General features: G+C 72.5%; 19 protein-coding genes and 1 pseudogene. 6 read left to right on the plus strand and 14 right to left on the minus strand.

The genetic code is table 11. From position 1 onward, the window contains the following. Positions 1–597: 597 nt before the first annotated feature. From ACZ38L_RS17935 to ACZ38L_RS17945, 3 genes are all read right to left on the minus strand, one after another. Complete coding sequence (locus ACZ38L_RS17935) at positions 598–2,196, minus strand: CoA-acylating methylmalonate-semialdehyde dehydrogenase (protein ID WP_465694110.1); 1,599 nt, start codon at positions 2,194–2,196, stop codon at positions 598–600. A gap of 137 nt (positions 2,197–2,333) precedes the next feature. Then, positions 2,334–2,795: a hypothetical protein gene (locus ACZ38L_RS17940; RefSeq protein WP_465694111.1), complete on the minus strand. Its 462-nt coding sequence runs from the start codon at positions 2,793–2,795 to the stop codon at positions 2,334–2,336. 129 nt (positions 2,796–2,924) lie between these two features. After that, a complete protein-coding gene (locus tag ACZ38L_RS17945) occupies positions 2,925–4,463 on the minus strand; it encodes a gamma-aminobutyraldehyde dehydrogenase (protein ID WP_465694112.1) in 1,539 nt (512 codons plus the stop codon). A 203-nt stretch (positions 4,464–4,666) separates the two neighbouring features. On the opposite strand from ACZ38L_RS17945, the gene ACZ38L_RS17950 reads away from it, so the two are divergent. Next, complete coding sequence (locus tag ACZ38L_RS17950) at positions 4,667–6,310, plus strand: PucR family transcriptional regulator (protein ID WP_465694113.1); 1,644 nt, start codon at positions 4,667–4,669, stop codon at positions 6,308–6,310. 7 nt (positions 6,311–6,317) lie between these two features. On the opposite strand, the gene ACZ38L_RS17955 is transcribed toward ACZ38L_RS17950, so the two are convergent. Further along, positions 6,318–7,676 (minus strand): aminotransferase class III-fold pyridoxal phosphate-dependent enzyme, encoded by a 1,359-nt coding sequence (locus ACZ38L_RS17955; RefSeq protein ID WP_465694114.1) that lies wholly within the window; start codon positions 7,674–7,676, stop codon positions 6,318–6,320. A gap of 136 nt (positions 7,677–7,812) precedes the next feature. Continuing rightward, the gene (locus ACZ38L_RS17960; protein WP_465694115.1) at positions 7,813–9,258 is read right to left on the minus strand and encodes a gamma-aminobutyraldehyde dehydrogenase; all 1,446 of its coding nucleotides are present in this window, start codon (positions 9,256–9,258) and stop codon (positions 7,813–7,815) included. Positions 9,259–9,578: 320 nt separating this feature from the next. Between ACZ38L_RS17960 and ACZ38L_RS17965 the strand changes: the two genes are divergently transcribed. The 4 genes from ACZ38L_RS17965 (at position 9,579) to ACZ38L_RS17980 (ending at position 13,627) form a co-directional block, all read left to right on the plus strand. Next, positions 9,579–10,052: an Lrp/AsnC family transcriptional regulator gene (locus ACZ38L_RS17965; RefSeq protein ID WP_396567145.1), complete on the plus strand. Its 474-nt coding sequence runs from the start codon at positions 9,579–9,581 to the stop codon at positions 10,050–10,052. After that, positions 10,049–11,443 carry an aspartate aminotransferase family protein gene (locus ACZ38L_RS17970; RefSeq protein ID WP_396567147.1) on the plus strand — a complete coding sequence of 465 codons (1,395 nt, stop codon included), beginning with the start codon at positions 10,049–10,051 and terminating at the stop codon, positions 11,441–11,443. Before ACZ38L_RS17965 ends, ACZ38L_RS17970 begins: the two co-directional genes overlap by 4 nt. 243 nt (positions 11,444–11,686) lie before the next feature. Beyond that, positions 11,687–12,415: an ABC transporter ATP-binding protein gene (locus ACZ38L_RS17975; protein WP_465694116.1), complete on the plus strand. Its 729-nt coding sequence runs from the start codon at positions 11,687–11,689 to the stop codon at positions 12,413–12,415. Between the two features lie 54 nt (positions 12,416–12,469). Further along, positions 12,470–13,627, plus strand: coding sequence for a hypothetical protein (locus ACZ38L_RS17980; protein ID WP_465694117.1), 1,158 nt, complete (start codon positions 12,470–12,472; stop codon positions 13,625–13,627). 6 nt (positions 13,628–13,633) lie between these two features. Here ACZ38L_RS17980 and rlmN read toward each other — a convergent pair whose 3' ends face one another. From rlmN to rpsB, 6 genes are all read right to left on the minus strand, one after another. Beyond that, positions 13,634–14,767, minus strand: coding sequence for a dual-specificity RNA methyltransferase RlmN (gene rlmN / locus ACZ38L_RS17985; protein WP_465694118.1), 1,134 nt, complete (start codon positions 14,765–14,767; stop codon positions 13,634–13,636). 73 nt (positions 14,768–14,840) lie between these two features. Further along, positions 14,841–15,794 carry a phosphatidate cytidylyltransferase gene (locus ACZ38L_RS17990; RefSeq protein WP_465694119.1) on the minus strand — a complete coding sequence of 318 codons (954 nt, stop codon included), beginning with the start codon at positions 15,792–15,794 and terminating at the stop codon, positions 14,841–14,843. Then, on the minus strand, positions 15,794–16,351 hold the full coding sequence (gene frr / locus ACZ38L_RS17995; protein WP_396567157.1) for a ribosome recycling factor: 558 nt from the start codon (positions 16,349–16,351) through the stop codon (positions 15,794–15,796). The genes ACZ38L_RS17990 and frr overlap by 1 nt, the downstream gene beginning before the upstream one ends. Positions 16,352–16,425: 74 nt before the next feature. Continuing rightward, on the minus strand, positions 16,426–17,181 hold the full coding sequence (pyrH, locus tag ACZ38L_RS18000) for a UMP kinase (RefSeq protein WP_396567159.1): 756 nt from the start codon (positions 17,179–17,181) through the stop codon (positions 16,426–16,428). Positions 17,182–17,385: 204 nt separating this feature from the next. Next, positions 17,386–18,225, minus strand: a complete 840-nt coding sequence (gene tsf / locus ACZ38L_RS18005; RefSeq protein ID WP_465694120.1) for a translation elongation factor Ts — start codon at positions 18,223–18,225, stop codon at positions 17,386–17,388. Positions 18,226–18,355: 130 nt separating this feature from the next. Further along, positions 18,356–19,198: a 30S ribosomal protein S2 gene (gene rpsB, locus ACZ38L_RS18010; RefSeq protein WP_465694121.1), complete on the minus strand. Its 843-nt coding sequence runs from the start codon at positions 19,196–19,198 to the stop codon at positions 18,356–18,358. Positions 19,199–19,691: 493 nt separating this feature from the next. Between rpsB and ACZ38L_RS18015 the strand changes: the two are divergent. Beyond that, positions 19,692–20,303 (plus strand): annotated as a pseudogene (locus ACZ38L_RS18015) (M23 family metallopeptidase); the annotation flags it as partial. Positions 20,304–20,407: 104 nt separating this feature from the next. On the opposite strand, the gene ACZ38L_RS18020 reads toward ACZ38L_RS18015, so the two are convergent. The 3 genes from ACZ38L_RS18020 to dprA form a co-directional block, all read right to left on the minus strand. Continuing rightward, complete coding sequence (locus ACZ38L_RS18020) at positions 20,408–20,977, minus strand: TetR/AcrR family transcriptional regulator (protein WP_465694177.1); 570 nt, start codon at positions 20,975–20,977, stop codon at positions 20,408–20,410. Between the two features lie 128 nt (positions 20,978–21,105). Next, a complete protein-coding gene (gene whiG / locus ACZ38L_RS18025) occupies positions 21,106–21,912 on the minus strand; it encodes an RNA polymerase sigma factor WhiG (RefSeq protein WP_465694178.1) in 807 nt (268 codons plus the stop codon). 1,258 nt (positions 21,913–23,170) lie between these two features. Then, the gene (gene dprA, locus ACZ38L_RS18030) at positions 23,171–24,382 is read right to left on the minus strand and encodes a DNA-processing protein DprA (protein ID WP_465694122.1); all 1,212 of its coding nucleotides are present in this window, start codon (positions 24,380–24,382) and stop codon (positions 23,171–23,173) included. Positions 24,383–24,425: the final 43 nt, after the last annotated feature.

The raw sequence follows: 24,425 nt of genomic DNA on the forward strand, positions 1-24,425 counted from the left end.
ACCCGATCCGCACTGTTTCCCGCGGCTCTTTCCCGACTCACTTCCCGCTGGCCTTTCGACCGCCTTCCGGCGCTTCAGATCCTAGCAGATCCTCCATGCCCTCCGGCCTTCAAGTGGCCTTCGCCGTAACCGACCTGACGGCCTGTCCGATGCCTCGAACCTTAGCCCAGCCCCGCTCCGAAAAGCGAATCCGGACCTCTTCCCAGAAATACGAACACAGCAAAACAAGGCCGGCCCGCGACAGCGCACGAAAAGCCGACCCAGCGGTACTGGGAAAGGTGTTCCAGGAGAGTGGCCGCCCCGGGACCGTCCGCGCAGACGCGTGTCCGGTGCTCCCTGCCGAGCGACTTGGACACGCTACGCCCTCGCTGCCGCCGATGCAAGCGCGGCCGGGGGGGGGGGGGGGGGGGGGGGGGGGGGGGGGGGGGGGGGGGGGGGGGGGAGGGAGGGGGGGGGGGGGGGGGGGGGGGGGGAGGACGNNNNTACCTCCCCCCCCCCCCCCCCCCCCCCCCCCCCCCCCCCCACCCCCCCTCCCCCCTCCCCCCCCCCCCCCCCCCCCCCCCCCCCCCCCCCCCCCCCCGGCCCGCACGGTGGAGCTCAGCTGTTGGTCGGGAAGCCCAGGTTGATGCCACCGTGCGAGGGGTCGAGCCAGCGCTGGGTGACGGCCTTGCCCCGGGTGAAGAACTGGACGCCGTCCGGCCCGTACGCGTGGGCGTCGCCGAAGAGCGAGGCCTTCCAGCCGCCGAAGGAGTAGTACGCCACCGGCACCGGGATCGGCACGTTGATGCCGACCATGCCGACCTCCACCTCGTGCTGGAACCGCCGCGCGGCGCCACCGTCATTGGTGAAGATCGCCACGCCGTTGCCGTACGGGTTGGCGTTGATCAGCTCCAGGCCCTCCTCGTACGAGCCCACCCGGACCACCGACAGCACCGGGCCGAAGATCTCGTCGTTGTAGACGGACATCCCGGGCTTCACGTGGTCGAAGAGGGTCGGGCCGAGCCAGAAGCCGTCGGCCGTCGACCCACCCTCGGCGTCGGTCCCGGTCACCGGGTGCCGGCGCCCGTCGACGGCCAGCTCCGCGCCGTCCGCGAGCCCCGACTCGACGTACGAGGTCACCTTGTCCCGGTGCTGGCCGGTGACCAGCGGGCCCATCTCGGAGTCGCCGTTGCAGCCGGGCCCGACCTTCAGCGCCGCCATCCGCTGCTTGATCTTCTCGACCAGCTCGTCACCGATCGGGTCGACGGCGACCAGCACCGAGACCGCCATGCACCGCTCCCCCGCCGCGCCGAAGCCCGCGTTGATGGCGGCGTCGGCGCTGAGGTCGAGGTCGGCGTCCGGCAGCACCAGCATGTGGTTCTTCGCCCCGCCCAGGGCCTGCACCCGCTTGCCGTAGCGGGTGCCGGTCTCGTAGACGTACCGGGCGATCGGGGTGGAGCCGACGAAGCTGACCGACTTGATGTCCGGGTGCTCCAGCAGGCGGTCCACCGCGACCTTGTCACCGTGCACGACGTTGAACACGCCGTCCGGCAGCCCCGCCTCCTTCCACAGTCCCGCGAGGAAGTTGGCCGCCGACGGGTCCTTCTCGGAGGGCTTGAGGACCACCGTGTTCCCGGCCGCGATGGCGATCGGGAAGAACCACATCGGCACCATGGCCGGGAAGTTGAACGGCGAGATGATCGCCACCGGACCGAGCGGCTGACGGATCGAGTAGACGTCGATGCCGGTCGAGGCCTGCTCGCTGAAGCCCCCCTTGAGCAGCTGCGGGATCCCGCAGGCGTACTCCACGACCTCCAGTCCGCGGGCCAGTTCGCCCAGCGCGTCCGAGTACACCTTGCCGTGCTCGGAGACGATGATCCGGGCCAGCTCCTCCTTCCGGGCGTTGAACAGCTCGCGGAAGTTGAAGAGCACCGTGGTGCGCTTGGCGATCGAGGCGTGCCGCCACTCCGCGAACGCGGCGTGCGCCGCCGCGACGGCCTGGTCGACCTCCGCGATCCCGGCGAAGTCCACCTGTCCGGAGATCCGTCCGGTGGCCGGGTCGTAGATGTCGCCCCGGCTGGGCGCGGCACCGGCCGTCGGCACCGCGACACCGTCGATCCAGTGGGTGAGGTGCTTGCTGACAGTGGGCTTGCTCAAGGTCGTTGCCTCCGAAGTCTCGGGCGGCTCAGCTGCCGCCGGACCCCGCGCCGGCGCCATCCGGTGATGTGGCGCCATCCAGTGGGACGGCGGGGGTACGGCGCTACCGCGCTCACCTCCAGTCTGGGGGCCGGATCGGACACGCTCAACGACCACACTGACGGGGATCGCCCGGTCGGCCTTACACCTCGTAGCAATCAGACGTGCTCACCGGGCCCGCCCAGCCCGGCAGCCGCCTCGTGCAACGCCAGTTCCAGCAGCACCGGGTCGTTCAGCCGCCCCGAGCCGTCCGGGGGCACCAGCCAGCGGAGTCCGGCACCGCCACCGCGGGCGGGGTGTGGCACCACCACCCAGGTGCCGTCGCCCGCGCCGCGCACCCCGGTGCCCACCCAGCGCGCGGCCGTGCCGACCGGGACCAGGAACCCGACGCTGTCGTCCCCCGGGTCGGTGAGCACCGGCCCGCTGCCGGGCAGCCGCTCGAGCAGCCGCAGCGCGGGCCGGCCCAGCGGCCCCGGCACCAGCAGCACGTCCCAGAGCCGCCCGGCCGGCAGCAGGACGACGCCCAGCCCCGAGCGCACCCACTCCCGTCGGCAGGCGTCCGGATCCGGCGCGGCGGCCGCCAGCCAGTCCACCCCGGCAGTGGGTCCGCTGCTCTCCATGGCCCGTCCTCCGCTCTCCTCGCGCGGTGACGATCCCGGGAGGACCGCCACCTGCCTCCGGAGAGAGCCGGGCGGCGGTCCTCTTACACCGGTGCCACGAACTGCACCGGCGCCGCGGGCCGAGTGCCCTCAGCCGCGGTCACCGAAGACCGTCCGGTGCCAATCCTTCCTGGCGGACCCCGTCAGGTCCTGCATGACGTGCTTGATCTGGGTGTACTCGTCGAGCGAGTACTGCGACATGTCCTTGCCGTGGCCGGAGGCCTTGTAGCCGCCGTGCGGCATCTCGCTGATGATCGGGATGTGGTCGTTGACCCAGACGCAGCCGGCCGCGATCTCCCGGGTGGCGCGCAGCGAGCGGTGTACGCCCCCGGTCCAGACCGAGGCGGCCAGGCCGTACGGGGTGTCGTTGGCCAGCCGCAGGCCCTCGTCGTCCGAGTCGAAGGGCAGCACCACCAGCACCGGGCCGAAGATCTCGCCCTGCACCACCTCGCTCTCCTGCACGGCGTCGATGATCAGCGTGGGCTGGTAGTACGCGCCGCGGCCGAGGTCGGTGCCGTCGTGGCCGAGGGTCGGGGCCGCGCCGCCGGTGACCACCGTGGCGCCGTGGCCCCGGGCCCGCTCGACGAAGCCGGCCACCCGGTCGCGGTGGGCGAAGGAGACGAGCGGCCCGAGGTCGGTCCGCGGGTTGCGGGGGTCACCCAGCCGGACCGTGCCGAACAGCTCGGCCACGCCCGCGACGAAGGCGTCGTAGAGCGGCCGCTGGACGTAGGCGCGGGTGGCGGCGGTGCAGTCCTGGCCGCTGTTGATCAGCGAGCCGGCGACCGCGCCGTGCACCGCCGCGTCCAGGTCCGCGTCGTCGAAGACCACGAACGGCGCCTTGCCGCCGAGCTCCAGGTGGGTGCGCTTGATCCCGGCGGTGGCCAGCTCGGCGACCCGCCGGCCGACCGCGGTCGAGCCTGTGAACGAGACCATGGCGACGTCGGGGTGGGCGACCAGGTGCTCGCCGGCAGTGCGGCCGGCGCCGGTGACCACGTTGACCACGCCGTCCGGGATGCCCGCCTCGGTGCAGGCCCGGGCGAACATCAGCGAGGTGAGCGGGGTGAGTTCGGCGGGCTTGAGGACGATGGTGTTGCCGGCCGCGATCGCCGGGAGGATCTTCCAGGCGGCCATCTGCAGCGGGTAGTTCCACGGCGAGATCGACCCGACCACGCCGATCGCCTCGCGCCGGACGTAGGAGGTGTGGTCGTCCGAGTACTCGCCGGCCGCCCGGCCCTCCAGGTTGCGCGCGGCGCCCGCGAAGAAGGCGGTGTTGTCGATCGTGCCGGGCACGTCGAACTCGCTGGAGAGCTTGATCGGCTTGCCGGTCTGGGCGGTCTCCACCGCGGCGAACTCGGCCGCCCGCTCGTCGAGGATGGTGCTCAGCCGCAGCAGCGCGGCGGCCCGGGTACCCGGGGTGGCTCGCGACCACTCGGGCAGCGCGGCCGCCGCGGCGGCCACCGCGGCGTCCACGTCCTCGGTCGAGGCCAGCCGCACCCGCTGCACGGTTCCGCCGTCGGCGGGATTGACCACGTCGAAGGGCTCGGGGCCGGTGCCGTGGCTCAGCCGGCCGGCGATGTACTGGGCGCCGTCCGCGAAGCTGCTCAGGTCCATGGGTCGGTTCTCCTCCATATGTCCATTCCACCCGCTCCGATCCGCCGACGATGCCCGGCCCGCGGTGAGCGGGACAAGGCTCACTCCGGAAGCCGGGCCGCCAAGGGCCTTACAGGGTGACAGGACATCGGCGGGGCGACAGGTCGTCGGCGGGAGGCATGATTCAGCTACACCTTGTTGGCTGCTCCCCGACCGCATCCCGATGACCCAGGAGGCCCGGCGTGCTCCCCACCGTCGCCCGTGTGCTCGATCTCGACGTGATGCGGCGCGGACTGCCGCAGGTGGTGGCCGGGGCGGGCCACCTGGAGCGCCCGGTGCGCTGGGTGCACGTCAGCGAACTGCCCGACGTGGCAGGCGTGCTGCGCGGCGGTGAGCTGGTGCTGACCACCGGTATCGCGCTGCCCGAGGACCGCGACGGGCTGGCCCGCTACGTCCGCGACCTGGCGGAGGTCTCAGTGGCCGGGCTGGTCGTGGAGTTCGGCCGCCGCTACTTCGACAGCCTGCCGCGGGCCCTGGTGCACGCCGCCGAGCAGCGCGGCCTGCCGCTGGTCGTGCTCCGGCGCGAGCTGCCGTTCGTCGCGGTGACCGAGGCGGTGCACGCGCTGGTGGTGAACGCCCAGTTGGAGCAGCTGCGCGCCTCCGAGGCGGTGCACCAGGTGTTCAACGAGCTGGCGGTGGAGGGCGCCGAGCCGGCCGAGGTACTGCGGCAGATCGCCCGGATGGCCGGCGCCCCGGTGGTGCTGGAGAACCTCAGCCACCAGGTGCTGGCCCACGACGCGGCGGGCCGCGCCGAGGAGGAGCTGCTGGAGAACTGGGAGCGCCGCTCGCGCGGGGTGCGGCCGGCCGGGCGCACCGGCTACGACCGGCGCAGCGGCTGGCTGGTCACCGTCGTGGGGGCGCGTGGCCAGGACTGGGGGCGCCTGGTGCTGGTCAACGAGCCGGGCCTGCTGCCGGACCAGGAGGCCCACCCGGACACCATGCTGCTGGAGCGCGGCGCGGCCACCCTGGCGCTCAACCGGCTGCTGGTGCGCGACCGGGAGAGCCTGGAGCGGCAGACCCACCGCACCCTGCTGTCCGGCATCCTCACCCACGCGCTGACCGTCTCCGAGGTGGCGCTGCGGGCCCAGGCGCTCGGGGTACCGCTGGAGAGCCGGCGGCTGGTCGGCGTGGTGCTGCGCCGACGCGGCGGGCCGATCCCGGCGGCCCTCGAGGCGCAGGCCAGGCTGCGGGACTTCACCGAACTGGCGGCCACCGCCGCCCGGTCCTCTCGGCTCTCCGCGCTGGTCGGTGCGCTCGACGACGAGGGGGTCGGCCTGCTGATCACGCTCGGCTCGCAGCAGGACGAGCACGCCGCACTGGAGGACTTCGCGGCCACGCTGCGCCGGCTGACGGCCGACGGCGCCAGGGAGACGGCTCCGCCGGTGATCGCGGTGGGCTCCTCGGTCGGCTCGGTGCGGGACGCCCGGCGCACCCTGATGGAGGCGACCCAGGTCGCCGACGCCGCGCTGCACGACGCGCCGGGCGCCCGGGCCGCCTCCTACTACCGGCTGCCGGACGTCCGGCTGCGCGGCCTGCTGCACCTGCTCCGCGAGGACGCCCGCCTACAGACCTACGTGGAGCGCGAGTTGGGCCCACTGCTGGCGCACGACGCCGAGCACGGCTCGCAGTTGGTGCAGTTGCTGCGGGTCTACCTGGAGCAGGGCCGCAACAAGTCGGCCGCGGCGGACGCCGCGCATCTGTCGCGGCCGTCCTTCTACGACCGGCTGCACAAGGTGGAGCGGATCCTGGCGGTCGACCTCGACCAGGTGGAGTCCTGCCTCTCCCTGCACGTGGCCCTACTGGCGCTGGACGCCGTGCGGCGCTGACGGAGCGTCAGACCGTGTACGCGTCGGCCATGGTGAGCGCCTCGTCGAGCACCGCGAGACCGGCCCTGGCCTCCTCGTCGGTGACCGTGCAGGGCGGCACCACGTGGAGCCGGTTCATGTTGGTGAACGGCCACAGCCCGCGCTTCTTGCAGGCCGCGGCCAGCTCGGCCATCGGGCCGTTGGCGGCGCCGGCGGCGTTGTAGGGCACCAGCGGTTCCCGGGTGGCCCGGTCGCGCACCAGGTCCAGCGCCCAGAAGACGCCCAGCCCGCGCACCTCGCCCACCGACGGGTGACGCTCCGCCAGCTCGCGCAGGCCGGGGCCGAGCACCTCCTCGCCGATCCGCCGGGCGTTCTCCACGATGCCCTCCTCGGCCATCGCGTTGATGGTGGCGACCGCGGAGGCACAGGCCAGCGGGTGGCCCGAGTAGGTGAGGCCGCCGGGGAACGGCCGCTCGGCGAAGCTGGCGGCGATCGCGGCGCTGATCGCCACCCCGCCGAGCGGGACGTAGCCGGAGTTGACGCCCTTGGCGAAGGTGAGCAGGTCCGGGGTGACGCCCCAGTGGTCGGCGGCGAACCAGGCACCGGTGCGGCCGAAGCCGGCCATCACCTCGTCCAGGATGAAGACGATGCCGTGACGGTCGCAGATCTCCCGGACCCCGGCCAGGTAGCCCGGCGGCGGAACCAGGATGCCGGCGGTGCCGACCACGGTCTCCAGGATGATCGCCGCGATGGTCTGCGGGCCCTCGAACGCGATCACCTGCTCCAGGTGCGCCAGCGCCCGCTCGCACTCCTGCGCCTCGTTCTCGGCGTGGAAGTTGGAGCGGTAGGCGTACGGACCCCAGAAGTGCACGATGCCCGAGACGCCGAGGTCGTTGGCCCAGCGGCGCGGGTCGCCGGTGGCGGCGATCGCGTTGGCGGTGGCGCCGTGGTACGAGCGGTAGGTCGACATGATCTTCTGCCGGCCGGTGTGCAGCCGGGCCAGCCGGAAGGCGTTCTCGACGGCCTCGGCGCCGCCGTTGGTGAAGAAGATCTTGTCCAGGTCTCCGGGGGTGCGCTCGGCGATCAGCCGGGCGGCCTCGCTGCGCGCCTCCACCGCGAAGCCGGGTGCCAGGGTGCAGAGCTTGCCGGCCTGCTCCTGGATCGCCGCGACCACCTTCGGGTGCTGGTGCCCGATGTTGGTGTTCACCAGCTGGGAGGAGAAGTCGAGGTAGCGGTTGCCCTCGTAGTCCCAGAAGTACGAGCCCTCGGCCCCGGCCACCGCGAGGGGGTCGATCAGGGCCTGGGCGGACCACGAGTGGAAGACGTGCGCGCGGTCGGCGGCCTTGACGGCCTGCCCGGCGGCGGGATCGGCAGTGGGGATGCTCATGGTCGCCAGCCTAGGGAAGGGCCGGGGCGACGGGCAGCGGCATCTTGTCAGGCGGTCGCCCCGAGGGCCGACAGGCTGACAGGGCGCAGGGCCCGGGAGGGAGCCTCCCGGGCCCTGGCACTCACCGCGGCGCGGTTCAGATCGCGGTCATCACGTGCTTGATCCGGGTGTAGTCCTCGAAGCCGTAGGAGGAGAGGTCCTTGCCGTAGCCGGACTTCTTGAAGCCGCCGTGCGGCATCTCGGCGACCAGCGGGATGTGGGTGTTGATCCAGACGCAGCCGAAGTCCAGCCGGCGCGACATCCGCATGGCGCGGGCGTGGTCCTTGGTCCAGACCGAGGAGGCCAGCGCGAACTCCACGCCGTTGGCGTAGGCGACGGCCTGCTCCTCGTCGGTGAACTTCTGCACGGTGATGACGGGGCCGAAGACCTCGTTCTGGATGATCTCGTCGTCCTGCCGCAGGCCGGAGACCACGGTCGGGGCGTAGAAGTAGCCGACCTCGCCGACCTGGTGGCCGCCGGTCTCGACCTTGGCGTGCGCGGGCAGCCGCTCGATGAAGCCGGCCACCTGCTTCAACTGGTTGGCGTTGTTCAGCGGGCCGTAGAGCACGTCCTCGTCGTCGATGCCTCCGGTCTTGGTGTCGGCCGCGGCCTTGGCCAGTGCGGCCACGAAGGCGTCGTGGATGGACTCGTGCACCAGCACGCGGGTGGCCGCGGTGCAGTCCTGGCCGGCGTTGAAGAAGCCGGCCACCGAGATGCCCTCGACCGCCTCGGCGATGTCGGCGTCCTCGAACACCACGACCGGGGCCTTGCCGCCGAGCTCCAGGTGCACCCGCTTGACGTCCTTGGCGGCGCTGCCGGCCACCTGGATGCCGGCGCGGACCGAGCCGGTGATCGAGGCCATCGCCGGGGTGCTGTGCTCGACCATCAGCCGGCCGGTCTCCCGGTCGCCGCAGATCACGTTGAAGACGCCGGCCGGCAGCTCCAGCTCGGCCAGGATGCCCCCGATGATCTCGGCCAGCAGCACGGTGGAGGCCGGGGTGGTGTCGGAGGGCTTGAGGACCACGGTGTTGCCCGCGGCGATGGCCGGGGCGAACTTCCAGACCGCCATCATCATCGGGTAGTTCCACGGCGCGACCTGGGCGCAGACGCCGACCGGCTCGCGGCGGATGATCGAGGTCATCCCGTCCATGTACTCGCCCGCGGCCTTGCCCTCCAGCAGGCGGGCGGCGCCGGCGAAGAAGCGGATCTGGTCGGCCATCGGGCCGATCTCCTCGGACTTGGTGAGCCCGCGCGGCTTGCCGGTGTTGCGACACTCGGCGTCCACCAGCTCGTCGGCACGCGCCTCGACCGCGTCGGCGATCTTCAGCAGCAGCTTCTGCCGGGTCGAGGGGGTTGCGTCGCGCCAGGTCTCGAAGGCCGCCGCGGCCGAGGCCATCGCGGCGTCGACGTCGGCCGCGCCCGACAGCGGGGAGGTCGCGTACACCTGGCCGGTGGTCGGGTCGACCACGTCCAGCGTGCGGCCGTCCGCCGCGTCGACGAACTCGCCGTTGATGTAGTTGCGCAGCGTACGAAGGTCGCTCACGACATCTCTCCTCGGGTTGCGGTCGGCGCGATGGCGGCCGACCCGGCGGGGTGCCAGTGGACCAGGCTGGTGGCCCGGTGCGGCGCCCACGGAAAGGGGGGCGCCGAGTGGCCGGGCCCGGTGGGACACGGTCCACTGGTGGGGAGCGTACGCCCCGGAGGGACGCGCGCGCGTGACCTGGAAAGAGTAGCCGGATTCTTGCCGTTATCGACATACCCTCGGGCTGATCGCGATGAAATCCGTACCGTTTCCAGATCATCGCAACGAAATCAGCAGCCGAACCACTTGCGAACATCCGGTCGATCAGGCACAGTGGCGGCGTGGCCAACCGCGACCGGACCAGCAGCGTCCCCCTCGACTCCGTCTCCAAGGCGATCATCGAGCAGCTGCAGGAGGACGGCCGCCGCGCCTACGCGACCATCGGCAAGGCCGTCGGCCTCTCCGAGGCCGCCGTACGGCAACGCGTCCAGAAGCTCCTCGACCAGGGCGTGATGCAGATCGTCGCCGTCACCGACCCGCTGACCGTCGGGTTCACCCGACAGGCGATGGTCGGCATCACGGCCGAGGGCGACATCGAGCCGATCGCCGACGCGCTGGCCGCCATGGACGAGGTCGACTACGTGGTCTGCACCGCGGGGTCGTTCGACCTGCTGGCCGAGCTGGTGTGTGAGGACGACGAGCACCTGCTGGAAATGATCAACAAGCGAATCCGCGCGCTTCCCGGCGTGCGGAGGACCGAGAGCTTCGTTTACCTGAAGCTCCGGAAACAGACCTACACCTGGGGCACCCGATGAGCGCCGACCCGGCACCGAAGGACCTTTCGAAGACCGCCTACGACCACCTGTGGATGCACTTCACCCGCATGTCGTCGTACGAGAACTCTCCCGTCCCGACCATCGTCAAGGGCGAGGGCACCTACGTCTGGGACGCCAACGGCAAGAAGTACCTCGACGGCCTGGCCGGCCTGTTCGTGGTGCAGGCCGGTCACGGCCGCGAGGAGCTCGCCGAGGCCGCCGCCAAGCAGGCCAAGGAGCTCGCCTTCTTCCCCGTGTGGAGCTACGCCCACCCGAAGGCCGTCGAGCTGGCCGAGCGCCTCGCCAACTACGCCCCGGGCGACCTGAACAAGGTGTTCTTCTCCACCGGTGGCGGCGAGGCCGTCGAGACCGCCTGGAAGCTCGCCAAGCAGTACTTCAAGCTGACCGGCAAGCCGACCAAGTACAAGGTCATCTCGCGTGCCGTCGCCTACCACGGCACCCCGCAGGGCGCCCTGTCGATCACCGGCCTGCCGGGCCTGAAGGCGCCGTTCGAGCCGCTGGTGCCGGGCACCCACAAGGCCCCGAACACCAACATCTACCGCGCCCCGGCCTTCCTCGCCGGCCCCGACGGCACGGTCGACCCGGAGGCCTACGGCCGCTGGTGCGCCGACGAGATCGAGGTCGCCATCCTCAACGAGGGCGCGGACACCGTCGCGGCCGTCTTCGTCGAACCGGTGCAGAACGCCGGTGGCTGCTTCCCGCCGCCGCCCGGCTACTTCCAGCGGCTGCGCGAGATCTGCGACCGGCACGACGTGCTGCTGGTCTCGGACGAGGTCATCTGCGCCTTCGGCCGGCTCGGCACGATGTTCGGCGCCGACAAGTTCGGCTACCAGCCCGACATGATCACCTGTGCCAAGGGCATGACCTCGGGCTACTCCCCGATCGGCGCCACGATCATCTCGGACCGGCTGGCCGAGCCGTTCTACAAGGGCGAGAACACCTTCCTGCACGGCTACACCTTCGGCGGCCACCCGGTCTCGTCGGCGGTCGCGCTGGCCAACCTCGACATCTTCGAGCGCGAGGGCCTCAACCAGCACGTGCTCGACAACGAGTCGAAGTTCCTGGGCACCCTGAACAAGCTGCGCGACCTGCCGATCGTCGGCGACGTCCGCGGCAACGGGTACTTCTACGGCATCGAGCTGGTCAAGGACAAGACCACCAAGGAGTCGTTCAACGCCGAGGAGGTGGAGCGGGTGCTCTACGGCTTCCTCTCCAAGGCGCTCTTCGACAACGGCCTGTACTGCCGCGCCGACGACCGTGGCGACCCGGTCGTCCAGCTGGCCCCGCCGCTGATCTCCGACCAGTCGACCTTCGACGAGATCGAGCAGATCCTGCGGGTCAGCCTCACCGACGCGTGGGCCAAGATCTGATCGGAACGACCTCCTGACCCACCCTCCTCCGCAGGGCGGTACCGCGCGGCCTCCTCCTCAGGGCCGCCGGTACCGCCCTGCGGTGGTTCTCCGGCCGATCGTCCGATGGTTCGTCCGGGTGCAAATCCGAACTCCCACCCGTGTGCCGCAACCTCCCGGCGAGCCGGTCGTTCTACTCTGACGACCGTCATTCCCCTGCACCCGTCCGTGCAGAAGCCCCCATCATGAGCGGCGGAGGAATCCATGTCAGCGGCCCCGCCCGACAACGACGTGCTGTGGGCCCGGGGGATCGTCAAGTCCCACCACGGCACCCCGGCCCTGAGTGAGGTCTCGATCGCCGTCCGCGAGGGCGAGGTACTGGCCGTCACCGGACCGCGCGGCTCCGGCAAGAGCACGCTGCTCGGCTGCCTCTCCGCGCTCCTGCCGGTGGACTCCGGAGAGATCTGGTTCAACAGCTCGCCGGTGCACACGCTGAGCCGGGCCGGCCGGGAGCGGCTCCGCCGCGACCGCTTCGGATTCGTCGGCTCCGAACCCCACCTGGTGCCGGAGCTGACCGCCCGGGAGAACGTGGCGCTGCCCCTGCTGCTGGCCGGCTCCGGCCACCGGGCCGCGTACGGCGCCGCCGCCGACTGGCTGGAGCGGCTCGACGTGAGCGAGTGCGCCAGGCGCCGGCCGGCCGAGCTGACCCAGGGCCAGCGGCAGCGGATCGCGGTGGCCCGGGCGCTGGCCCCGCTCCCCCAGGTGGTGTTCGCCGACGACCCGACCGCGCCGCTGCACCGTGAGGCCCAGGACCAGGTGTTGCGGATACTGACCAGCGCCGCCCGCTCGCACCGGCTCACCCTGGTCCTGGCCGCCCACGACCCGGAACTCGCCCGCTACGCCGACCGCACGGTGGCGCTGGTCGACGGCCGTACCCCGGTGCCCGCGGCGGTCGGCCGGTCCGCTCCCGCGCCGCTCGCCGCCTCGCACTGAACCCGCGCCGCACGCGTAGCGCTCTCGCACCGCTCTCGTACCGAAGGGCCCCAGGTGTTCTATCTCCGGCTGGTCAGGGGGTACCGGGTGCTCGACCTGGGCCGCTGGCTGCTCATCGCCGTCGCGGCCGCCGCGGTCGCCGGCTTCCTGCTGCGCGCGCTGGGCCGGGCGATGAGCAGCCCGGCCGGGACGGTGACGGCCGACCAGCTGCTCTGGTGCCTGCCGCCGCTGGTCGCGGTCACCTGGTTCGCGGCCGTTGGCGCCCGGGCGCTGCCCGCCCAACGGCCGGAGCGGATGGCCGGGCTGGTGGCGGCCGGCGCCGGGCCGACCCGGATCCGGCTGCTGATCGCCGGCGAGATCGCGTTCGCCTGCGCCGCGGGCGGGCTGGCCGCGTTGCTGCTCTTCCTGGTGCTGCGCAACGACATCGCCGGCCCCGGGCTGGCACCGGAGATCGGGATGGGGGTGCCGCTGCCGCCGGCCGCGCCGGTGGCGCTGCTCACCGTGCTGCCGGTGGTCGCCGCGCTGTCCGCCGCGCTCGCGGTGCCGGTGCGGGAGGAGCTGATCCGTGGCACCGCCGAGCCGGCCCAGGCCCGCCGGTTCGGTCCGGTGCGCACCGCCCTGGCCGGCGGACTGGCCCTCACCGGCACCCTGGTGGAGCTGTACGGGCTGCGCCCGGCGGCCCCGGTGGACCCGCACCCGCTGACGCTCGCCGCCGACCTCGGCCACAGCAGCCCGAACCTGCTGCTCGGCTGGGCTGTCGCGGCGCTCGGGCTGGCCCTGTTGACCGGGCCGCTGCTCGCGCTGGCCGGCCAGTTGCTCGCGCTGGGCCGGCCGAGCGCCCGGCGGCTGCTGGCCGGGCGCGGGCTGGCCAGTACGGCCCGCGGGTTGGGCACGCCGCTGGCGGTGCTGGCCTTCACGGTGGCGGTCGTCCTGACCTCGCTGCGGCACTGGGTGGCGCCCGGGGCGGCCGGCGCGGCCGCGGTGCCGGCCGCCGAGGCGCTGCTGGTCACCGCCTGCGCGCTGGCCGCCGTGATCGCCCGACTGACCGAGTTCCGCGCGGTGCGCGCTCCGGTCGCCGGCACGCTGCGGCTGCTCGGCGCCTCGCCGCACCTGCTGCTCGGCGCCGCCGTGCTGCGCTGGCTGGTCGGCGGCACCGTGCTGCTGGCCACCGGCGGGCTCACCGCCGTGCTGGCCGCCGGGATGCTCTCCTAGCCGCGGTCAACCGGCGGCGGCGAGCTGGCCGCAGGCGCCGTCGATCTCCTGGCCGCGGGTGTCGCGCACCGTGGTCGGCACCCCGTGCGCGATCAGGCGGCGGACGAACTCCCGCTCGTCCTCCGGGCGGGAGGCCGTCCACTTCGAGCCCGGAGTGGGGTTGAGCGGGATCAGGTTGACGTGCACCCGGTGGTTCTTGATCAGCCGGCCCAGCAGGTCGGCCCGCCAGGCCTGGTCGTTGATGTCCTTGATCAGCGCGTACTCGATGGAGATCCGCCGGCCCGACTTCTCCGCGTAGTTCCACGCGGCGTCGAGCACCTCGGCGACCTTCCAGCGGGTGTTGACCGGGACCAGCTCGTCGCGCAGCTCGTCGTCCGGGGCGTGCAGGGAGAGCGCGAGGCGCACGCTCAGGCCCTCGTCGGCGAGCCGGTTCATGGCCGGGACCAGGCCGACGGTGGAGACGGTGACGCCTCGCTGGGACATCCCGAAGCCGTCCGGCGCCGGGTCGGTGAGCCGGCGGATCGCGGCCAGCACCCGGTTGTAGTTGGCCAGCGGCTCACCCATGCCCATGAAGACCACGTTGCTCAGCCGCGGCTCGGCGCCCTCGGCCCCCTCGCCCCCCTCGACCCGCCCGCCGCCGAACTCGCCCGACTTCAGGGCGCGGATCCCGGCGGCGATCTGCTCGACGATCTCGGCGGTGGAGAGGTTGCGGGTCAACCCGGCCTGGCCGGTGGCGCAGAACGGGCAGTTCATCCCGCAGCCGGCCTGCGAGCTGATGCACATCGTCACCCGGTCCGGGTAGCGCATCAGCACCGACTCGACCAGGGTGCCGTCGAAGAGCTTCCAGAGCGTCTTACGCGTGGTGTCGTCGTCGCAGGACACGTGCCGCACCACGGACATCAGCGAGGGGAGCAGCTCCGAGGTCAGCTTCTCGCGGCTGGCCGCGGGGATGTCCGTCCAGCTCGCCGGGTCGTCGGAGAGCCGGGCGAAGTAGTGGTTGGACAGCTGCTTGGCGCGGAACGGCTGCTCGCCCAGCTCGGCGACGGCCTCCTTGCGCTGGGCGGGGCTGAGATCGGCGAGGTGTCGCGGGGGCTTGGCGCCGCGCGGCGCGACAAAGGTCAGTTCTCCGGGTGCAGGCATGGTTGTTCCAGTGTCGCAGATGGCGCGCGAGGCCCCGGACGGCGTGCGTCCGGGGTCCCAGCGAGCGTCCGTGTCAGTGGCCGACGAAGGCCGTGAGCAGCAGCCAGACCACCGGAGCGGTCGGCAGCAGCGAGTCCAGGCGGTCCATGATGCCGCCGTGGCCGGGCAGCAGGGTCCCCATGTCCTTGATGCCCAGGTCCCGCTTGATCATCGACTCGGCGAGGTCACCCAGGGTGGCGACGACCGCCGCGCAGCCGCCCAGGGTCAGGCCCTGCCACCAGCGGCCGTCCTCGATGATCCACTGCATCAGCAGGGCGCCGGCCAGCATCGAGAGCGCGATCCCGCCGGCCAGGCCCTCGCGGGTCTTGCCCGGGCTGATCGTCGGCGCCAGCTTGTTCCGGCCGAACTTGTAGCCCACCGCGTACGCCCCGGTGTCACTGCAGACCGTGACCACCAGGAAGAGCACGATCCGTTGCGGACCGTCGTGCGCCGCCAGCAGCAGCGCCACGAAGGAGGCCAGGAACGGCACGTAGAACGCCGTGAAGACACCCGCCGTTATGTCGCGCAGGTAGTTCTCCGGCGGCCGGCCCATCCGCCAGACCATCAGGGCCAGCGCGGTGAGCGCCAGCGCCGCGGCCGAGCCCTCCGGCCCGAGCCAGTACGCCGCCGTCAGCATGGCCACGCCACCGACCAGCAGCGGCGGCAGCGGGACCTCGATCTCCTTGCGCTCGGCCAGCCGGCTGGTCAGCTCCCAGCCGCCGACCGAGATCGCAGCCACCACCACGACCAGGAAGACCGCCTTCACCACGAAGAGCGAGGCCACCACGACCGCACCGAGGCCGAGCCCGACCCCTATCGCGGCCTGCAGGTTGCGCCCGCCGCGCTGCTTGCGGGGCTGCTGCGGGTCGGCCTGGGCCACTGCGGTCTCCGGGTGGGGGTGTCCGGCGGCCGGGTCGTCGTCCTCGGCCGCCGGAGGGGTTTGCGGGGTTGCGCCCCAGTAGCCAGGGGCGTTCGGGGCGTCGTTCATCAGACTTCGAGCAGCTCGGCTTCCTTGTGCTTCAGCAGCTCGTCCACCTGCGCGACGTACTTCGCGGTGGTGTCGTCGAGCTCCTTCTCCGCGCGGCGGCCCTCGTCCTCGCCGATCTCGCCGTCCTTGACCAGCTTGTCGAAGGAGTCCTTCGCCTTGCGGCGGATCGACCGGATGGAGATCCGGGCGTCCTCGCCCTTGCCGCGGGCGACCTTGATGTACTCGCGCCGGCGCTCCTCGGTGAGCTGCGGGAACGTCACGCGGATGATCGCGCCGTCGTTGGACGGGTTGACCCCGAGGTCGGAGTCGCGGATCGCCTGCTCGATGTTGCGCAGCGCGCTCTTGTCGAACGGCGTGATGACCGCCATCCGCGGCTCCGGCACGGAGAACGAGGCGAGCTGGTTGATCGGCGTCAGGGCACCGTAGTAGTCGGCGACGATCTTGTTGAACATCGCCGGGTGGGCCCGGCCGGTGCGGATGGCGGCGAAGTCGTCCTTGGCGACCGCGACGGCCTTCTCCATCTTCTCCTCGGCCTCGAGGAGGATCTCTTCGGTCACAGTCTGCTCCCTGTCCGGTTGCCTTCTGGCGTACTGATGTTCCGCGCGGCCTGGGGCCTGCGGGGGAATGCTGCTCAGGCCCGGACGGAATCCTGGCTGATGAGTGTGCCGATCTTCTCACTCTTCACCGCACGGGCGATATTGCCCTCGGCGAGCAGCTCGAAGACCAGGATCGGCAGGCCGTTGTCCTTGCACAGGGTGATCGCGGTCAGGTCGGCGACCTTGAGGTCGCGCGAGATCACCTCGGCGTACTCCAGCGCGTCGAACCGCACCGCGTCCGGGTTGGTCTTGGGGTCGGAGTCGTAGACCCCGTCGACACCGTTCTTGCCCATCAGCAGCACCTCGGCGTGGATCTCCAGGGCGCGCTGGACGGCGGTGGTGTCGGTGGAGAAGTACGGCATGCCCATCCCGGCGCCGAAGATCACGACGCGGCCCTTCTCCAGGTGCCGGATGGCCCGCAGCGGCAGGTAGGGCTCGGCGACCTGGCCCATCGTGATGGCCGTCTGCACCCGGGTCTCGATGCCTTCCTTCATCAGGAAGTCCTGCAGCGCGAGGCAGTTCATTACGGTGCCGAGCATGCCCATGTAGTCGGAGCGGGCCCGGTCCATGCCTCGGACCTGCAGCTCGGCGCCGCGGAAGAAGTTGCCGCCGCCGATGACCACGGCGACCTCGGTGCCCTGCCGGACCACAGTGGCGATCTCCCGGGCGATGGCGTGCACCACGTCGGGATCGACGCCGAGGCCGCCCCCGCCGGCGAACGCCTCACCGGACAGCTTGAGCAGAACGCGACGACGCGTACCGTCCTGCGCGGTCTCCTGCGGCTCGTGCATGGAACTTCTCCTTCTAACCTGCTGGTTCACAGGACCGGACGGGCTGGGTCCAGACCTGCGCGTACACGAGAGGAGGCCACTGCCGCGGGAACCGGGACGGTGTCCTGCACGGCAATGGCCTCCTCGTCGTTCATGGTGCCGGGTCGCTGGTTCGCAGCGGCGGCGGCGGTTCCTACCTTAGGCGGGAACCCCGGTGAACGTGGCTCAGGCGCCGACGCGGAAGCGGGCGAAGCGCTTCAGGGCGACGCCGTTCTCCTCGAGCACCTTGGCGACGGTCTTCTTGTTGTCCTTCGCGAAGGCCTGCTCCAGAACGGAGTTCTCCTTGACGAAGCCGGTGACCCGACCCTCGACGATCTTCGGCAGGGCGGCCTCGGGCTTGCCCTCCTCGCGGGCGGTGGCCTCGGCGACGCGGCGCTCGTTCTCTAGGGCCTCGGCCGGGATCTCCTCGCGGGAGAGGTACTTCGGGGCGAAGGCGGCGATGTGCTGCGCGACGTCCTTGGCGACCTCGGCGTTCTCCTTGTCCAGCTCGACCAGGACGCCGACGGCCGGCGGCAGGTCGGGGCTGGTCTTGTGCAGGTAGACCGCGACGAAGCCGTCGCCGGCGAACTGCGCGAACCGGCGGAAGACGATCTTCTCGCCGAGAGCGGCGTTGGCCTCGTCCACGAACTGCTGGACGGTCTTGCCGGGCTCGATCTCGGAGGCCAGCGCGGCGTCCAGGTCGGCCGGGGTGGCGGCGGCGACGTGGGCGGCGATCGTGTTGGCGACCTCGACGAACTTCTCGCCCTTGGCGACGAAGTCGGTCTCGCAGTTCAGCTCGACCAGCACGCCGGACTTCTTGTCATCGGCGATCAGCGCGGCGACGGCGCCGTTGGAGGCGTCACGGCCCTCGCGCTTGGCGACGCCCTTCTGACCCTTGATGCGGAGCAGCTCGACGGCCTTCTCGACGTTGCCCTCGGCCTCGTCGAGCGCCTTCTTGCAGTCCATCATGCCGGCGCCGGTGAGCTCACGGAGCTTCTTGACGTCCGCGGCGGAGATGTTCGCCATGGTGTGAATCTCTTCTCGCGTCTCGCGTGTCTGCGGGGTGGGTGCGCCGGGGCTCATGGTTCAGCCCCGGCACGTGGAGAGAGGGGCACTCGCCGGTGCGTACCGGCGAGCGCCCCTCACCCTCGGTACGTCAGGCCTGCTCGGCGGCCGGGGCCTCGGCGGCGGGCGCCTCGGCGGCGGGGGCCTCCTCGGCCTTCTTCTCGCCGGCCAGGATGTCCTGCTCCCAGTCGGCCAGCGGCTGGTCGGCACCCGGCTCGGCCTTGACGTCGCCCTTGGCGACACCGGCGCGGGCCTTCAGGCCCTCGGCGACGGCGTCGGCGATCACACGGGTCAGCAGGGTGACGGAGCGGATCGCGTCGTCGTTGCCCGGGATCTTGTAGTCGACCTCGTCGGGGTCACAGTTGGTGTCGAGGATCGCGACGACCGGGATGTTGAGCTTCCGGGCCTCGCCGACGGCGATGTGCTCCTTCTTGGTGTCCACGATCCAGACCGCGCTCGGGACGCGCTGCATGTCGCGGATACCGCCGAGGGTCTTCTCCAGCTTGTCGTGCTCGCGCTGGAGGACCAGGAGCTCCTTCTTGGTCAGGCCGGAGCCGGCCACGTCCGAGAAGTCCAGCTCGCCGAGCTCCTTGAGGCGCTGCAGACGCTTGTAGACGGTGGAGAAGTTGGTCAGCATGCCGCCGAGCCAGCGCTGGTTCACGTAGGGCATGCCCACGCGGGTGGCCTGCTCGGCGATGGCCTCCTGGGCCTGCTTCTTGGTGCCGACGAAGAGGACGCTGCCGCCGTGGGCGACGGTCTCCTTGACGAACTCGAACGCGCGGTCGATGTAGTTCAGCGACTGCAGCAGGTCGATGATGTAGATGCCGTTGCGCTCCGTGAAGATGAAGCGCTTCATCTTCGGGTTCCAGCGGCGGGTCTGGTGACCGAAGTGGACGCCGCTCTCCAGCAGCTCCCGCATCGTGACGACGGCCATGGCCGTGCTCCTCAGGTGTTGCGCCTGGTTTGTACCGCCGGGGCTGGCGCCTCGGCGATGGCCAGGTCAGGCTCGGTTTGTCCGTGCCGGTCGGGGTGACCGTCACGCCTGACGCCCCGGACGTGCCGAGCCGCTGGGGCCTGGGCGGCGGGGCCGCGACAGGCTCGGCGGACCGAGCGGCACTCGCACCGGACGGGGCGGCGGACCGGGCCCGGAGGGCCTCGGCGCGCGCTGGTTCGCCGGTGGCGGGGCGTGCGAAGTCGACCCGGTGGACCGGGTCGCGTGTGAAGTGTACGGGAAGCCCCGCGTGACCGGCGACTCTGCGCGGCTGGGCAGGGCGTCCCGCCCCCGGAGCGCGGCCCGCGGTCCAGCCGGTCGTCCGAAGGCGGGCCGACTTTCCACTGCTGTCCACAGGGCCGGGTTGTCCACAGCTCTCGAAGCGGGGCTGGTCGGGGGGCGCGTCCGGGCGGAGCCTCGAGCCATGAACCTTTCGATGCTCTCGTGCTCCGCGCTCCCCCGGCTCTCCGCCGGCGCTGCCGGCACCACCACACCGCGCCGCCGGGCCGCGCGCCCGCCCGTGCTGCTGCCGCTGCTGGCCCTCACCACTGTCCTGGTGAGCCTGCTCGCGCCGGCGGGGCGGCCGACCTCTGCCCGGCCGGCCGGGCCGCCCTCCTTCCGACCGGCGGCCACCCTGGTCACCACCGCGATCCCCGCTGACGGTCCCGACCCGCCAGCGGCCGTCGGGCCGGGGCGGGCCTGGCCGGTCGGTGGGGCCTCGGGGTTGCTCGGCCGCTTCGCCGCCCCACCCGCGCCGTGGGCGGCCGGCCACCGCGGTGTCGACCTCGCCGCCGCGGACGGGGCGACGGTTCGGGCGGCCGCGGCCGGCGTCATCAGCTTCTCGGGCATGGTGGCCGGGCGTCCCGTAGTAACGGTCCAACACCCCGGCACGGGTGTGCCGCCGCTGCACAGCACGTACCTCCCGGTGGCGGGGAGCCTGCCGGTCGGTTCGGCGGTCACGGCCGGCGAGGCCATCGGCCTGGTCGCGCCCGGGGCGGGCCACTGCGCGACCGGCTGCCTGCACTGGGGGCTGCTGCGCGGTGATCGCTATCTCGACCCACTCGCCCTGCTGGGCATCGGCCACGCTCGACTGCTACCACTGCGCGCCCCAGCGCGCACGACCCGCGCGCCGGCCGAGGGACCCGGCGAGGTTCAGACCGCGTGGGCGCCGGCCAGGCCGTGCAGCGCGAGCGCCACGGCGGCGTCAGCCACCGTCCGGCGTTCCTCGTCCCCGAGCCCGTCGGAGCGCTTGACCGCCGCCTCGACCACCCCTTGCAGCAGGGCCGCCGCCAGCCGCGGCTCCTGGTGGCCCAGCTCCCGGACGGCGTCGACCACCAGGTTCACCAAGCCGGCGTGCGCGGCGCGAATGCGCTCCCGGGCCGCGTCGTCGAGCTCCAGCGCGGAGATGGCGGCGATGGCGCGGTGTCGCGGATCGCCCGCGAGGACGAGCTGACCACGGACGTACGCCTCCAACCTGCTGAGCGCCGTGTCGCAGCAGGCCATCCCCGCCTCGATCTCGGCGGCCCAGAGCGGGAAGTCGACCTCGCAGAGCCGCTCCACCACATCGGCTCGCGAGCGGAAGTACTCGTAGATCGACGAGCGGGCCAGCCCGGTGCGCGCGGCCAGGGCGGGGAAGGTCAGCGCCTCCATCCCGCCCTCGGTCAGCAGCGAGCGGGCAGCATCCAGGAGGGCTGCGCGCTGCAGCTGACGATGCTCGGCCAAGTTGGCCGCTCGGATCTTCGGCACCCTCCCACTGTACGGAGCCCTTAGGTCGGGGGAAGTGGCGGCACGCATTCGCCCGGGACGGGCGGACCCGAGGTGCGGGACCACGTTCACCACTCGCGACGGATTCAGCGCAGGTCGGACAGTTTGGCCCGCAGCTGCAGAACGGACTTGGTGTGAATCTGACTGACCCTGCTCTCCGTGACCCCGAGCACCTGACCGATCTCCGCCAGCGTGAGCCCTTCGTAGTAGTAGAGCGTCACCACGGTCTTCTCCCGTTCGGGCAGGGTGTTGATGGCCCCGGCCAGCAGTCGGCGCAGCTCGCGGTCCTCGGCGACCTCGACCGGGTTGTCCGCGCCGGTGTCCTCCAGGGTGTCCACCAGGCTCAGACGCTCGCTGCCCTCGCCGGCGGGGTGCAGCAGCTCGTCCAGGGCCACCACGTTGGCGAGCGAGAGCTGGCTGAAGATCGCGTGCAGGTCCTCGATGGCGATGCCCATCTCGGCCGCGACCTCCGGCTCGTGCGGGGTCCGCCGGAGCCGGGCCTCCAGCGCCGCGTAGGTCCGCTCGACGGCCTTGGCCTTCTGCCGGATCGACCGGGGAATCCAGTCGAGGGCCCGCAGCTCGTCGATGATCGCGCCGCGGATCCGGCTGATCGCGTAGGTCTCGAACTTGATCGCCCGGTCGGGATCGAACTTCTCGATCGCGTCGATCAACCCGAAGACACCGGAGGAGACGAAGTCGGCCTGCTCGACGTTGGTCGGGAGACCCACCCCGACCCGGCCGGCCACGTACTTCACCAGCGGGGAGTAGTGGAGGATCAGCTGCTCGCGGAGTCTGGGGTCGCCGGTTCCCTTGTAGGAGCGCCAGAGCGCTTCGAGCGCGGTGCTCGGGTCGGGTTCGCGCTCCTGCCCGGGCTGCGGTGGCACCCGGCGCACCGGGGTGCCCCCACCGCCGGACGCGGCCGCTGGGGCGGGCCCGTGGGCGACGGGTTGGGTGAACGGGGCGCGGCCGGGTCCGCCCGAAGCGACGGCACCCGGTCCGCCGGCGGTGGCCGCCGCGCACTCCGCGCGGGAACCGCCCTCCCGGGGCGAGGGCGGCATCGCGACCAAGCCGACCACCCTGCCCGACTGCCCCACCGGTGCCCGGGCCGAGACGCCGCCGACCGTACCGACGGAGTTGCCGGCCGCCCCGGGAGCACCGCCGCGCGCCAACGGGCCCCGGCGGGTGGCCGGCCTGAGGTCGGGAGCGGCGAGCGCGGCTTCGTCCGGCACGGGCGCGGTGTCCGGCACCCGCGAGGGTGTCGCCAGGGTGTCCCGGTCCGGCGCTGGTGACGGGAGCGGGGCCGGGGCAGGCAATGGAACCAGACCGGCCGGCGGCTGGGCCTCCGAGAGCGGCCTGGGGACGGTCGCCGAGCGCCCGACGCGCGGTGCCGACGAACCCAACTGCGCGATCGGCACCACCGTCCGCGGTGCCGCGGAGCGCGCCGCGACGGTACGCGCGATACGCCTGGGCGATGCCCCGCTCGTACCGGCGCCCGAACCGGCCGGCCCGGCGTCGCCCTGGCCGCGCTCCCCAGCAGCCTGCTGCCCGCGGCCGCCGTCGCCCGGGCGGGAGGCTGGTGGGCGCGGCGCGGCACGGCCCGAGGCCGCCGCTCCGGCCGCGGTGCTCGCCTCCGGGACGTGCTCCACCGCCGGCGCGCCGCCCACACCCGCCGAGGCGGCACCCGCCGTCTCGCTCCCCGCCCCCCCGGCACTCGCGGGGCCGACCGCCGACGAATCCGGCAAGGACTGGTTCGGCGAAGATCCTGGACCCGCCTCCGGCACCTTCGGCAGCTGGGGCTTCGACGGCTGCGTGTTGCGAGGACTCCGTCCCTGGGGCTGGACATCGGTACCGGAGTTCGACTCGGTGCCAGCGCCCCCCAGGGGCCGACCGGCACTGGTCACCCGGTGTCCGGGAATGTGTGTGGGCATACGTGGGTCTGCGCCGTTCTGCCGAGTCATGTGCTGATAGGGAAGCCATAGCGAGCGTAGCGTGACCGAGTCGATGCACTGCGCTACCACCACTCGGCCGTCGCCCGTTCTGGTGGCGTTCACTCGGTCGCAGGAGTGCGCGCGCCAGAACCGGGCATTGCGCCCCTGAGGTCCCGGTTTGCCCGTCGTGCGGTCGGCGCTTCACCCCGCGGCCCGGCAGTCGTCAGCGCGTCACCCTCCAGTGCGACCCCACCCGTTGGACGAAGCCCAGGGAACAGAGCTCGTACAGCCGTTTGTGGACCTCGTCGGGCGGGAACCCGGCGCACCGGGCGAGGTAATCGACCGTCGCACCGTCAGGACCCGCCGGAATCGCCTCCAGCACCAGGGCCGCGGCGTGCCCCAGGACGTCCCTCGGCCGCAGCGGGCCGTCACGCAGCGGGGCCAGGTCCTCTCCGATGGCCCCGATCTGCTCGACCACCTCGGCGGCGTCGGTGACCAGCGTCGCGGCGCCCGAGCGCAGCAGCGCGTGTACACCGGCGGAGAGTTCGGAGGTGACCGGCCCACAGACGCCCATGGTGTGCCGGTTGAGCTCCTGGGCCCGCCGGGCGGTACTCAGCGCGCCGCTGCGCAGGGCGGCCTCCACCACCACCGTGCCGCGGGTCAGTGCCGCCATCACCCGGTTACGCAGCACGAAGCGGAAACGGTTCGGGTGCTCCCCGGGTGGGAGTTCACTGACCAACTGGCCCTGTTCGGCGATCCGGCGGATCAACTCGTGGTGCCCGCGCGGGTAGGCGACGTCCACGCCGCAGGCGAGCACCGCCACCGTGGCGCCGCCCACCGCGAGCGCGCCGCGGTGCGCGGCGGCATCGATCCCGTAGGCCGCGCCGGAGACCACCACCCAGCCGCGCTCGCCGAGTTGGGCGGCCAGCTCGCCTGCGACATGGGCACCGTAGGAGGTGCAGGCCCGGGCGCCGACCACAGCCACCGAGCGCAGGGCCAGCAGCCGCAGCGATCCGGTGCCCAGCACCCAGAGGCCCACCGGCGTGGCGTCGGCCAGATCGTCCAGTTGGCTCGGCCACTCCGCATCGCCGGGGATCAGGAAGCGGCCGCCGTGGGAGCCGACCCGGGCGAGGTCGGCGGCCGGGTCGGTGCCCGGCAGCCGGGCGTGCAGGGCCGCGAGCCTGGCCTGGTCGAGGCCGAGTTCGGGATGCGGTGTCCGATCACGGATGAGCCGCAGCAGCTCGGCGGCCGGGTGGTCGAGCAGCCACCGGCCGACGGCCCGGTCGCCCGGTTCGGCGAGCCGGGTGAGCGCGGCGCGGGCGAGCCGCTCGGCGTCGGCGCCGACGCCCCGGACTGGCAGCGGGACCATCGGGGCGGCGGCGGGCGCGCCCAGGTCCAGGGCGGTCTGACCGCGGGTCGGTCGGGCGTCGTTCATCCGGTCCCTCCTTCGGGTCGGTTGGATCAGGTCGGACACCGCC

The sequence above is a fragment of the Kitasatospora sp. NPDC024654 genome, assembly GCF_055559155.1.